12 protein-coding genes are annotated in these 13,226 nt (G+C 39.8%); 11 read left to right on the top strand and 1 reads right to left on the bottom strand.

All coding sequences use genetic code 11. The features are described 5' to 3' along the window. The first annotated feature begins 3 nt into the window (after positions 1 to 3). The 5 genes from LQ226_RS08505 (at position 4) to LQ226_RS08485 (ending at position 5,614) form a co-directional block, all read left to right on the top strand. Positions 4 to 1,464 (top strand): alkaline phosphatase family protein, encoded by a 1,461-nt coding sequence (locus LQ226_RS08505; protein ID WP_231417392.1) that lies wholly within the window; start codon positions 4 to 6, stop codon positions 1,462 to 1,464. Then, positions 1,461 to 2,192 (top strand): glycosyltransferase family 2 protein, encoded by a 732-nt coding sequence (locus LQ226_RS08500; protein WP_231417391.1) that lies wholly within the window; start codon positions 1,461 to 1,463, stop codon positions 2,190 to 2,192. Before LQ226_RS08505 ends, LQ226_RS08500 begins: the two co-directional genes overlap by 4 nt. 184 nt (positions 2,193 to 2,376) lie before the next feature. Continuing rightward, on the top strand, positions 2,377 to 3,126 hold the full coding sequence (locus LQ226_RS08495; protein ID WP_231417390.1) for a hypothetical protein: 750 nt from the start codon (positions 2,377 to 2,379) through the stop codon (positions 3,124 to 3,126). Between the two features lie 20 nt (positions 3,127 to 3,146). Next, complete coding sequence (locus LQ226_RS08490; protein WP_231417389.1) at positions 3,147 to 4,082, top strand: FTR1 family iron permease; 936 nt, start codon at positions 3,147 to 3,149, stop codon at positions 4,080 to 4,082. Positions 4,083 to 4,156: 74 nt separating this feature from the next. After that, positions 4,157 to 5,614 (top strand): nucleoporin-interacting protein, encoded by a 1,458-nt coding sequence (locus LQ226_RS08485; protein ID WP_231417388.1) that lies wholly within the window; start codon positions 4,157 to 4,159, stop codon positions 5,612 to 5,614. Here the strand turns inward: LQ226_RS08485 and LQ226_RS08480 are convergent. Then, positions 5,595 to 6,026, bottom strand: coding sequence for a DUF2507 domain-containing protein (locus tag LQ226_RS08480; RefSeq protein WP_231417386.1), 432 nt, complete (start codon positions 6,024 to 6,026; stop codon positions 5,595 to 5,597). The two genes, LQ226_RS08485 and LQ226_RS08480, sit on opposite strands and share 20 nt — an antisense overlap. Before the next feature lie 326 nt (positions 6,027 to 6,352). Here LQ226_RS08480 and LQ226_RS08475 point away from each other — a divergent pair, with 326 nt between their 5' ends. From LQ226_RS08475 to LQ226_RS08450, 6 genes are all read left to right on the top strand, one after another. After that, positions 6,353 to 6,961: a succinate dehydrogenase cytochrome b558 subunit gene (locus LQ226_RS08475; protein ID WP_231417385.1), complete on the top strand. Its 609-nt coding sequence runs from the start codon at positions 6,353 to 6,355 to the stop codon at positions 6,959 to 6,961. A gap of 54 nt (positions 6,962 to 7,015) precedes the next feature. Beyond that, entirely contained in the window at positions 7,016 to 8,776 is a 1,761-nt protein-coding gene (gene sdhA, locus LQ226_RS08470; RefSeq protein WP_231417384.1) for a succinate dehydrogenase flavoprotein subunit, read from the top strand. A gap of 2 nt (positions 8,777 to 8,778) precedes the next feature. Then, positions 8,779 to 9,546, top strand: coding sequence for a succinate dehydrogenase iron-sulfur subunit (gene sdhB / locus LQ226_RS08465; RefSeq protein WP_231417383.1), 768 nt, complete (start codon positions 8,779 to 8,781; stop codon positions 9,544 to 9,546). An 88-nt stretch (positions 9,547 to 9,634) separates the two neighbouring features. Beyond that, positions 9,635 to 10,099, top strand: coding sequence for an acyl-CoA thioesterase (locus tag LQ226_RS08460; RefSeq protein WP_231417382.1), 465 nt, complete (start codon positions 9,635 to 9,637; stop codon positions 10,097 to 10,099). 55 nt (positions 10,100 to 10,154) lie between these two features. Then, complete coding sequence (locus LQ226_RS08455; protein WP_231417381.1) at positions 10,155 to 12,554, top strand: sensor histidine kinase; 2,400 nt, start codon at positions 10,155 to 10,157, stop codon at positions 12,552 to 12,554. Beyond that, positions 12,547 to 13,197, top strand: a complete 651-nt coding sequence (locus tag LQ226_RS08450) for a response regulator transcription factor (protein WP_231417380.1) — start codon at positions 12,547 to 12,549, stop codon at positions 13,195 to 13,197. The genes LQ226_RS08455 and LQ226_RS08450 overlap by 8 nt, the downstream gene beginning before the upstream one ends. Positions 13,198 to 13,226 lie beyond the last annotated feature (29 nt).

Raw genomic sequence — 13,226 nt, 5'->3', positions numbered from 1 at the left:
CTAGTGAAACAAGCATCATCTTTTGAAAAAATCGCAGCTAGAGGATGGAATTTATTAAATGAAGGTAAACCGTTCACTCCTATTTTTGTTATAGGCACAATGTTTTTGTATCATCTCTTTGATCTAAATACTTCCGCAGGGGCATTAGCCATTAGCATTATGTATGTTTTACCGTTACTAGCCTTATTCTATTATTTTGATTTCCCGTTGCTTTTACGATCTTATTTATGGATACCGGTTGTGGGATTTTTAATGATTTTTGAGAGCAGTTATTTGTCACTATGGTTATTAGCCTTAGGGATTTATTTCTTCTTTACGGTTTTCTTTTGGGGAACCTTTTATTATCATATGCGAATCGGAACAACATGGTGGAATTTCACACGATTTTGGAAGCTTGTATTAAAGAATAGTGATTCTACAAGCGGAAATGCACAAGAGCAAATCCCTAAATTTATTCTTCTGCTAGGAATTTGGGAGTACACGTTTCAACACTTGGACACAGGCGGGTTGAGCATTACTGATCTATATCAATTGATCTTATTTTATGCTGGAACAGCCCTCTTTACTTGGATATTGCATCATTACTTATTTGATTGGAAACCAAAACCCTATGAAACGTATACGCAAGAACATTATGAACAACCCATGGAGTCACCGAATGATCGCGTCATTGTCATAGTCATAGATGGAATGAGGAAAGACCGATTCGAGGCGGCTCATACACCATTTCTTGATTCATTGAAACAACAAGGGACGGAATACACCCAAATGGAAACCGTTTATCCTGCTCGGACGGTGGTTTGTTTTACCTCCATGTTTACAGGTACCTATCCTTTTGAGCATAAAATCCAAAGCAATATGGTGTGGAAGCTCGGGGCTCAAACAGAAAGTATTTTTGATTCTTTACGTAAAGTCGATAAGAAGGGGCGTTTATTAGGAATTGCACATCTCGTAGATACTTTCGGGGATGATGTAGATACAGTGACGGCCGTTATGCATAATGACGTTGCAGATAAGAATATTGTCCAAAAAGGGAAGCACATTATGGAGACAGAAAACCCTGAATTGTTTATCATGCAACTGATTAGTACAGACCAAACCGGTCACAGTCGTGGTGTGTTGTATGATGATTATATTGAAAAAATCGAAGAAACCGATAAGCTTGTCCAAGATTATGTGGAGTGGTTAACAGAACAAGGGTATATGGAAAATACAACGTTAATGGTTTGTGCTGATCATGGCCAAGCCGATGGAATTGGTGGACACGGCCACTTAGATGAAGGGGAGCGATTTGTTCCTTTCTTTATGACTGGTCCGACCATTGAAAAGGGAAAACGAGTAGAGAAAAAACACAGTCTTGTGTCGATGGCACCGACTATTGCCCATTTACTTGGAGCACCATATCCAGACCATTCCAGGGGAGAAGTATTGACTCAAAGTAAGAAGGAGGATCTGTCTTCATGAAGAAAGTCGTGGTATTTTTACCTGCTCACAACGAAGAAGACTGCATTAAAGAAATGATTCATACCATTCCACGACAAATGGGAGAGAACATAGAAGTGAAGATCATCCTCATTGATGATGGTTCAAAAGATAACACGATTGAATTGGCTAAAGAAGCAGGCGTGGATGCCATTTACCGGAATGAAACCAATCAAGGTTTGGGGGCTGCTGTCAGACAAGGGCTAAAACGTTCTTTAGAGCTAGGAGCAGATATTGGGGTTATGATTGATGCAGACCTAGAGTATCCTGGTCGACAAATACCTGATCTCATCCAACCGATCTTAAATAATCAAGCAGACTATGTGATGGGTTCTCGCTTTCTCGGCAACATCGAAGGAATGAAATTACACCGCCGCTTAGGCAATTATGCTTTCACGTTCCTCCAATCCTTGTTATTAAAGAGATGGATTTATGATGGCCAATCTGGAATGAGGGCATTCTCTAAAGAGGTCATGCAAGAAGCTGAAATTATTCATGATTACAACTATGCCCAGGTGGTCACGCTTAATATTGTCCGAAAAGGATTCCGCATGAAAGAAATTCCGATTGAATATCAAGTACGGAAAAAGGGTGAATCTTTCATTAAATTCAAAGCTTATATGAGCTCTGTATTACCGGCGATTTATCGTGAAATGAAGCGACACCCTTCTCCGGTGAAAAAGCCTGGGACAAATGAAGAGTGGACGTAACATAGTAAGAAAAGGATACCAAAAGGTGGCTTTGGATAATAACATTCCGAGCCACCTTTTGTATGTTCTTTGAAAAAGGAATGGTCGACTTAAAAAATGAAAGAGATCGATTAGTCAAAAAAATTGCTTATCTCTGCTTGACTATAGCGTTGATAATCATTATCATTATCGTAGGAGGTCTCAAATGAAAAAGATTATCATTTCCATCATAACGCTTACACTGAGTTTCATCATTATGGATCCAACTAATACAGCTGCTTACTCTTATGGGGACCCCGGTGAAGAGAAATTTGCCGAAGCTTATAAAGAAGTAAAACAATACGTGGATGCTGATAAGTGGGATCAAGCCGAGCAAGTCATAGATACGTATAATAAAGAATTTGATTTATATTTTAAACAAACCGTTCCTTACATAGAAGAAGCGCTCGACAATAAAGATAAAGAATTGTTGTTAAAAAGTTATCGAACAGCATTACGTTTAAACGTGGAGCGCCGTCTTCATTTTGCACAAGAACAATTTGAGGATTATGGTCAGGCCAAATTGCTGCTCGCTAAAGCGCGAGGGACGTTTGATGTGTTAAAGCCTACCTATAAGGAAGATGAAGGGGAAGAAGCGGTTCAATCCATTTATGAATCTTTCGACGAGGCCTTGCAATCATTAGGGAATCCCGGATTGTTTGGTATCGGAGATCAACAAAGTGATCAGGAAACATTTGATCGTGAAATTAACGAAATCAATACGTCTTTAACGGAAGCATTTCCAGTTCCGGCCCAAGAAGATGATGATGCGAACCTAACAGAAGAAAACTTAGGGATCTTCGGTGGTGAAGACGGGGAATCCAATCCAATTTGGAAGTGGTTATCCATAGGACTTGTTGGATTATTTATCCTATTAATTGTCTTTAATCGCACGAAAAACCGCAAGAAGGAGTAGGCATAGAGGGGGAAACAATAATGGATTTTCAAGCCTTTCTGATTACACTGAGAGAAGCGTTAGAAGCCATATTGATCGTCGGGCTCATTTTAAGTTATTTAACACGTTTGGATGCTAAGAAATATCATCCTTGGGTATTTGCTGGTGTATTCTTTGCTTTACTAAGCAGCTTCGGAGTAGCTTTATTATTCCAAGTTATCTTTACTGGCTTTGCTAGCTTTGGGTCTGAAGTTTATTTAAAAATAGGGATTATGTTTGCTTCTGTCATCTTACTTAGCCACATGGTTATGTGGATGAAGAAAGAATCAAAGAATGTAAACGGAGATATGCAGAAAAAGATTAACGCTGCTGTCACAGCTGGTAGTGTAACGGCCCTTGTATTGCATACGTATTTAATTGTTCTTCGTGAAGGTGTAGAAACAGTCTTCTTCTTTGCGGCCATAAGCGGGGGAGAAATTCAAGATGTATTCACTAGCTACGGAGCTCTTAGCGGCTTAATGCTTGCGTTAATATTAGGTTATCTATTCTTCACAGGCACAATGAAGTTCTCTTTAAAAACCTTTTTCCGAGTTACAGGAGTCCTAATCATGTTTATTGCCGCTGGACTATTGGTTCAAGGAATTGGCATGTTACAAGACCTTGGGAAGATGGGATCTGTGTACGAAACGGTTCAAGGAACGCCCAAAGCTGTTTATAATATCGTAGAATTCATGCCTGAACACTATCAAGATGAGGTTCATTTTGAGAGAGACACCGGCGGTGACGTGATGATCAGTGGTCAGATCGGTTTATTTATGGCTGCTATGTTTGGTTATAGCCATAATCCAACTGTCGAACAAATTGCAGCCTATTGGTTATACTTTGTCTTTATCATTGGCGCCAATATCTGGCATGCAAAGGAAATCACGCTATTTAGAAAGAAAAAAACGAAAACAGTGGATCAAACAGTAGCTTGACCCTCTCTATAACGTACTTGTAAAACCCGCCATACGAGCGGGTTTTTTCGTATCTAACGTAGGAAGTGAACCATGTGCAAAATAAACAATTATGCCTTAGTGAAAAATTTTATATCGGTTTTGCCCTTTTATCCTTAATAGCCATATTATCGTTTCGTATTCTATATAGCAGTGCATTCGCTAGAAGCTGGGACGCGGTTGATTTTGCTTTAGGGGTGCAAAGCTATAATCTCTTAGATATGCAACCCCATTTTCCTGGATACCCTTATTTTATATTGGGTGGAATGCTTGTGAATCTCTGGGTAGAAGACCCTGCGCGTTCCTTAGCTCTTTGGAACAGTCTGTTTTCCTTATCCTCATTACTTCCCATGTGGTTCATTTATAGAAGGTATTTGACTATTTCTAAAGCGCTTATTGCTGTCGCTTTCTCTCAATCCATTCCATTTTTAACGATTATCATTGCCTCTCCTATGTCTGAAGGGACTGCTTTTACGATTTTGTGGTGGTACATATGGGGGCTTATGGTTGCTCTTGAGAGGGGGCGGTATCGATATGATCTTCTTCCCCTTGCTCTTTTCAGTCTCTTGATGGGGGTGCGTCTCTCTTATTTACCTTTTTGTGTAGGAATCCTTTTATTGTGGTACAAAAGGCTGAGAGAAAAAGGACTCGGACATGTACTAGAACAGGCTGGGATAGCGTTCTTGTTTCAATTCTTATGGGTTTATCCTTTAATCCTTTCGGTGGGTGGGATAGACAGTTTTCAGTTTATAGCTACAAAGTTTGTTGAAGGGCATTTTACAGGTTGGGGTGGTTCTATTGCTACAGAACAAGCCCCCTTTATAACTCGAGTATGGACGTTTATTTGGACGAATATCTTATGGACTGGTCTTTCGGTTCACTCGGTTTTAATCCTGATATTATATGGGGTGCTAGTCCTTTCCTTATTCCGTGGGCCATCCTCTGTGCTCTATGAAAAGTTGTGGTGGAGTTTGGGAACAGCTTATACGTTCTGGGCTTTCTTCGCGCAAAATGTAGACAAGCCAAGACATATCTTACCGACGGTAGTGATCCTCGTGATTTTATTGTTGGTACACCTCTTAAAAGGGGGAGGGAAACGCAAAATAGGGGTGGTTTCGCTTCTTCTATTGATGAATACAGGGATAGGTGGATATTACGTACATAAGCAGGCAACGGAGTTACCTGCTACGTATCAACTGGCGAACTATGTAGAACAGCAATCTGAGCCTTTAAAAATATATACGTGGGAAGAAGAGCGTGTCCTTCAATATGTAGGAGTTTCTAAATCGTTTCAAAAGATTCAAACGTATGCTTTATTTAAAGAAGATGCCAGTAATCAACTGAAACAAGGAAAAACGGTCTACGTTACAGACCGGGTAGTTCAAGGCTTTATCCAACAGGGGATGGATACCACTGATTTCACGGCTGTAAAAAAGTTTACGTCTGATCCTTTGTTTGATCCCGTTTATAGTGATATTACTCTGTACAAATGGGTTACGTCGTCATCACCGTAAAGGTAACGGACTTCTTTTTATGGAGACATTCATAGGCACATTCGGCGGATACTCCTTGTAATAATGTTACTTGTTCAGCTATGAAGCCGGCTTCTAAGCGAAAGTTGTAAGGCGTTTTGTACTTTAATCTTTTTTGAGTTAAGTCACCTGAAAGAGTAAATTTATACTCTTTCTTTTTTTCTTTCTCTAAAGAAAGCACTCCCCAGGACATTGCCCCGAAAAAGGTTCCGACCTCATCAATCGTGTGACAAGGATATTTTCGGGCTAAACTTTTTCCCATGAAATATAAAATTGTGTCTTTCTCTTTCCCCAGTAAATCTGGTAAAAGTTGATTTCTCAGTACCTCATGGCCGATCAGGGAAGAGGGTACATCGCTGTATTCATCGAATAAGTTGGCAATTTGTTCATTCATTTAGGTTCATCCTCTCTCTTTTTATATTATTGCAGGGGGCAAGATTCTCTGCAATATGTTCTTTTCAAAATCGGGCAAAGTCTAAAAAATAGAGAGAAGAGAGAAAAGGAACACACCATAATTCACCATTTTATGAACATGTTTTCTTGACGCTCACCATGGATAGAAGTACAATAAACGTGACATAAATTGTGCATTTTTTTCAGATAAATCAAGGAAGACTCGAATTTGTTTCCTTTTTTTAAGGGTTTAGTAAAGCGCTTTATTGTCTGAAAAGTTTGTGCAACTATAAGTTACATACTATTCGAGGGGGGTAAACGTCACACATGGCAGGCAATCGAGAGTTTTTTTATCGCAGGTTACATTCATTACTAGGGGTTATTCCAGTTGGAGTTTTCTTGCTCCAACACTTAGTTGTGAACCATTTCGCAACAAGAGGGGAACAGGCGTTTAACGATGCGGCTCATTTTATGGAAAGTCTTCCGTTCCGTATTGTATTAGAGTTATTTATCATTTTCATTCCTCTTTACTTCCATGCCATTTACGGAGTTTATATTGCTTTTACGTCTAAGAATAACGTAAACCAATATGGTTATTTCCGTAACTGGATGTTCTATCTACAGCGTATTTCAGGAATCATTACGCTTATCTTTGTAACATGGCACGTATGGGAGACGCGAATTCAAGCTGCATTTGGAGAAGAAGTAAACTTTTCCTTAATGGCAGATATTTTATCTAATCCGTTTATGGTTGCGTTCTACATAATCGGTGTTGTTTCGACAACATTCCACTTCGCCAATGGTTTATGGTCATTCTTAGTAAGCTGGGGAATTACAATGTCCCCTCGTTCACAGCGTATTTCTACGTATGTAACGTTGGCGATTTTTGTCGCATTAAGTTATGTAGGGGTAGCAGCTATTTTAGCATTTGTTTAAACGTATGTACGAAATAGATTGTTTGGAAAGAAATTAAGGGAGTGAGCATTAAAAATGAGTAATCAAAACATCGTAGTCGTAGGCGGGGGACTCGCTGGACTAATGGCAACAATTAAAGCCGCTGAAGCCGGTGTACACGTGGACTTACTTTCCCTTGTACCTGTTAAGCGTTCTCACTCTGTTTGTGCGCAAGGCGGAATTAATGGTGCTGTAAATACGAAAGGGGAAGGGGATTCTCCTTGGGAGCACTTTGACGATACAGTATATGGCGGGGACTTCCTTGCCAATCAACCTCCTGTAAAAGCAATGTGTGACGCGGCACCAAGCATTATTCATATGCTGGATCGTATGGGTGTTATGTTTAACCGTACGCCTGAAGGATTATTGGACTTCAGACGTTTCGGGGGTACGCAACACCACCGTACAGCCTATGCCGGAGCAACAACAGGACAACAGTTACTATATGCACTAGATGAACAAGTTCGACGCCATGAAGTCGCAGGTCTTGTTACCAAATATGAAGGATGGGAATTCCTTTCCTCCATCATTGATGAATCAGGTGTGAGTCGTGGGGTTATGGCACAGAACCTAAATTCCCACGAGATTAAAGCCTTCAGAGCGGACGCGACGATCGTCGCAACAGGTGGACCTGGAATTATCTTTGGTAAGTCTACAAACTCTGTAATTAATACAGGCTCAGCAGCATCAGCTCTATACCAACAAGGAGCTGTGTATGCGAATGGTGAATTCATCCAAATTCACCCAACAGCCATTCCTGGGGACGATAAATTGCGCCTCATGAGTGAATCTGCTCGTGGTGAAGGTGGTCGTGTATGGACCTATAAAGATGGTGAGCCATGGTATTTCCTAGAGGAAAAGTATCCAGCTTACGGAAACCTTGTGCCTCGTGATATTGCAACACGTGAAATCTTTGATGTTTGTGTAAACCAAAAACTAGGTATCAATGGTGAGAACATGGTTTACCTGGATCTGTCTCATAAGGATCCAAAAGAATTAGATGTTAAACTTGGCGGAATCATTGAGATCTACGAGAAATTTGTCGGTGACGATCCTCGTAAAGTACCGATGAAGATCTTCCCTGCCGTTCACTACTCTATGGGTGGACTGTATGTGGATTATGATCAAATGACGACCATTCCTGGCGTATTTGCAGCTGGTGAATGTGACTTTACTCAACATGGTGGGAACCGTCTTGGGGCTAATTCATTGCTATCTTCCATCTTTGGTGGAATGGAAGCAGGACCGAAAGCTGTTCAATACATTAATGGCTTAGACAAAGTTGCTGAAGACGTTTCTTCTAAACTATTTGATGATAAGTTAAAAGAAGAAGAAGAGAAGTTTGAGGCTATTCTGAATATGAAAGGTACAGAAAACGCGTACCAAATTCATAAAGAACTAGGCGAGTGGATGACAGATAATGTAACGGTTGTACGTGAAAATGAAAAACTTCGTAAAACCGATGAGAAAATTCAAGAACTTCAAGAGCGTTTTAAAGATATCAACATTAATGATACGACGCGCTGGAGTAATCAGGGTGCTATGTTTACCCGTCAGCTTCAAAACATGCTTCAGTTGGCGCGTGTTATTACCATCGGAGCCCTAAATCGTAATGAAAGCCGCGGAGCTCATTATAAACCTGAGTTCCCAGAGCGTAACGATGAAGAATGGCTTAAAACGACGAAGGCAAGTTATGATCAAGAGAAGAACGCCCCAGTATTTAGCTATGAAGACGTGGATATCTCTCACATTCAACCACGTAAGAGAGACTACTCTAAAAGTAAAGGGGGTAAATAAACATGAGTGAAACAAAACAAATCACCTTTATTATTAAAAGGCAGAATGATCCGGAATCTTCTTCTTATGATGAAACATTTAAGGTTCCGTATCGTCAGAATATGAACGTTATTTCAGCCTTAATGGAAATTCGACGAAATCCGGTTAACGCAAATGGTGAAGACACAACGCCTGTTTATTGGGATATGGGGTGCTTAGAAGAGGTCTGTGGTGCTTGTTCTATGAAGATTAATGGCAAGCCTCGCCAATCTTGTACAGCGCTAGTCGATCAGCTTGAGCAGCCGATTCGTCTTGAGCCGATGTCTACTTTCCCTGTTATGCGAGACCTTGCGGTTGACCGTAGCCGTATGTTCGATGCCCTTAAGAAAGTGAAAGCTTGGGTACCGATTGATGGTACGTACGATTTAGGGCCAGGCCCTCGCATGCCTGAAAACAAACGTCAATGGGCGTATGAGCTGTCTAAATGTATGACTTGTGGTGTATGTTTAGAGGCATGTCCAAATGTAAATAGTAAGTCTGACTTTATTGGTCCGGCGGCTATTTCCCAAGTGCGTCTGTTCAACTCTCATCCGACAGGATCTATGAATAAGAATGAACGCTTAGAAGCATTAATGGGCGAAGGTGGACTTGCGGAGTGTGGAAACTCACAGAACTGTGTACAATCTTGTCCGAAGGGCATTCCGCTAACAACATCGATTGCTTCCATGAATAGAGAGACAGCTTTACATTCCTTTAAGAGCTTCTTTGGCAGTGACCATGAAGTAAACTAAGAATGATCAGAATGAAATGCAAACTCCTGCAGCTGTTAAAGCTGCAGGAGTTTGTTTTGCTAAGAAAAGACACGGGGAGGAACAATCAATGAAAAGAGTTTCCTATGTAGAAGATTCCAAGAAGTGGTTAGAAGAGTTTACGTTTTCTATAAAAACGAAGGTCCGATTTTCAGAGACTGATTTATTTGGCCATATGAATAACACAGTTCCCTTTACCTATTTTGAAGAAGCGCGTATTGAATTCCTAAAATCGGTCGGGGCTTTTCAAGTAGAAACAGATGATTCAAACAGCATTCCAGTTGCTGCTGATCTTCAGTGTGATTATCACAAGCAAGTTTTCTTTGATGATGTTCTTTCGGTGGCTGTTAAAATCAATTATGTAGGCAACACTTCCTATGACCTTCATTATTTAGTGAGAAATAAAGAAGGTGATGTTTGTTTAACAGGCAGGGGACGAATTGTGCAAATTGATGCTGGATCCGGGAAACCAGTGTCGATTCCCCGGGAAATACTTAATGCGTATGAACTTTCTCCGTCGGTTGCAAAAGGGTAATTTCCTTTGTATGATTATCGATAAGGTTAATTAGAAAAAGGCTGAACGATCGATAATGAATTCAAAACTATACATAAATAGAGGGTACTTTATGATACAGAACAATAAATTTCTAAGAGGAATCTATCGCTATCTCTTTCCAATTCTCTTCACTCTGCTTTCTGCCTATTTGATTATGGTGATACTAAAAATTCCTTATATAGGCATTAATGTAGAAAAAAATGAAATGGATTTGTGGGAAGTGGTGGAGGTTGAAAAACATAGCTGGGCGGCTAATCAAGATATAAAGATTGGTAGCAGGGTCGTGGATGTTAACGGAATGGAGACAAGTAAATATCCTACTGTTCAAATCTATGAGAATGTAGAAAAAGCAGATAGCATTACCATTAAAGCCCCTGGAAGTATACCTGTCAAGTATTCTAAAATTGAAAATGAGGTTAGCCTTGACCAGTGGTTATTCTATATCCTCTTTCCTTCTTCATTTATGTTAATCATGCTGTTCCTTTCCATGTTTATTCTGTTTCATAAAAAGCATGATGAATCAGGTAACAGGCTTATATTATTCTTCTTGACTGTTGGCCTTGCCTACTTATCTGGTAGCGGTTCTGCTAGAGGGGACACGATCTCTACTTTAGTCAATACGGTAACGTTGCTAATGGGGCCTGCATTACTCTTACATTTCGTAGACAGCTATTTCAGAGAGCTAAAAAGCAGGTGGTATGCATCTGAAGTATACAATTGGATGAAAATTGCTGCCTTTATTGTTGTTGCTTATGAGGCGGCTTGCTTGCTGAGTGGTTATTACCCTGACTGGTACCCTCAATTTATTTCAATATTGTTTATTACATTCACTTGCATAGCATTAACGTTAATTATCATCGGGTATAAACGTTATAAGCAGACTGAATATGCCCCTATTCTAAAGTACATGCTTGTTGGTTTATTCATGTCCTTTACGCCATTTATCCTTTTGTTTATGCTACCCAACTATTTATTCGGGTTCCAGGTGATGTCAGGCGAAGCGAGCGCTTTGTTTCTTGTAGTCATGCCGTTTACGTTTATCTATCTGATTACGGCGAAACGATTATTAGACATTGATTTTGTAATGGGACGGATACGGTATTATGCTTATTCTTCTTTGATTCCGACGGTGTTGATTGTCGTGCTGGTTGGAGTGGTAATTGATTATCCTTTCTCCATTCAAAATCTTCTGCAATTAGGATTTGGAATTTTAATTGTTTTGGTAATTTTCCTTTATGTGAAAGAGATCTTTAATTTTCAGATCCAAAGAAATCTATTCTCAGAGAAGAAAAACTATCACCAAAGCCTACAGCGCTTTATACACGAAATGAAGAAAGAACGAGAAGCGGTGGGGTTGTTTAAGAGGCTAAAGCGAGAACTGTTAGATGTATTGGATTTAAAAGAAGTATATATATTCTCTCAGAATACAATTTCAAACTATTTCTGTTTGTATCAAGAGGTGCCACTCCCTTTGATGGAAGAGTGTGTGGAGAAGTCGAAGCCCGTGTTAAGTGATATTGGAAATTTAGTAAAACTGCAGGATCATGAAGGATACGTGCTTGTGATCGGTCACACGGTTAGTAAGATTACCTATCTGTATATTTCAGAGAAGCCAAATCGAACAGAGTTAAATCTAGATGAAAAAGGCTACCTACAAACGATTTCTTATAACACCAATATCGCCCATGAGAATTTGTTACTGATTGAGGACCTCTTTCAAGAACTTCAGCACGTAAAGAACGATCGTCAGCAAAATTATCCAGCCTGGTTATCGAGGTTGCTTTTTTCTCTTGCTGAAAATGAGCGTCAACAAATTGCAATCGACCTCCACGATACCGTTCTGCAAGAACAATTGTATCTTTACAGGCAGATGGATGATTTCGTCAATCGGAATTATTCAATGGAACCCGTTGTAAAAGATAATATGCTTAATTTCAAGGAGCAATTGCTCGATAATATTCATCTGATACGAGAAACTTGTAACGAATTGCGTCCACCTTTCTTAGAGGAAATGGGCCTTGTGCCTTCGTTGCAAAATTTAATTCACCAATACCAGCTTCGCTCTAACTATACGGTAACGTTTGATTCAAGAGACTTCCAGATTGAATTGGATAGTCAGTATGTGCTTGGTATTTATCGGATTGTTCAGGAATTGTTAACGAACGCAATGAAACACTCAAGGGCTGATCAGGTATTTATTCTTTTATACCGTGAAAGTTCAAATGTGAAGTTGATTTACGAGGATAATGGAGTAGGAATTAACCCGAATAAGCGAATGGAAACCTACTCTCATATGGGGATATCAGGGATTGAACAAAGAGTGAACGGTTTAAATGGGAAAATGAGTATACAATCAGCTCCTAAGCAAGGATTCCAAATGAACATTACATTTTTCAATGCAGCAAATCACGAAGGGGACGGTTTATATGATTAACATTTTGATTGTTGATGACCACCCTGCTGTTGGTATGGGCACTAAAGCAATGCTAGAGCAGGAAGCCGATATGGAAGTGGAAGTCATCTCTGACAGTTTGAAAGCTGAACACCAAATTAAAGAACATGCGTATGATGTATTACTGTTGGACTTATACATGCCAGGGTTAAATGGAGTAGAGCTTGCGAAGCGGGTGAAGACAACCTATCCAGATATGAAAGTATTGATTTATACAGGGTTTGATATTAGTACACATTTTAATCTATTAGTGGAATCGAACATATCTGGCTTTGTGAGTAAGACAGCAACGAAAGACCAGCTTGTAACAGCCATTCATTGTGCTTTACGTGAAGAAGTGGTCGTGCCGTTGCATCTATTTAAACAATTAAGAAGAGCCGAGGCTACTACCCAGCACATTTCTTCGGAAGGCGATGCCAGCTCGTTATCTCTTAATGAGAAAGAACAAAAGATATTAATTGAAGTTTCAAAAGGACTGACCAATAAGCATATTGCGCAAAATTTACATATGTCACAAAGGAGTGTGGAGTACACACTTACAGGTATATTTAGTAAACTTGAGGTTCGCTCACGTACGGAAGCATTAATTCGGGCGAAGGAACTTGGTTTAATCTCTCAAAGTTGAAAAATAAGTAAAAAGTGGAATGTCTGTGT

The organism is Pontibacillus sp. HN14 (assembly GCF_021129245.1).
In the GTDB taxonomy this organism is placed as follows: Bacteria; Bacillota; Bacilli; order Bacillales; family BH030062; genus Pontibacillus.
Note: the sequence above shows the minus strand (reverse complement) of the source record. Positions and strands in the feature narration are given on the sequence as shown.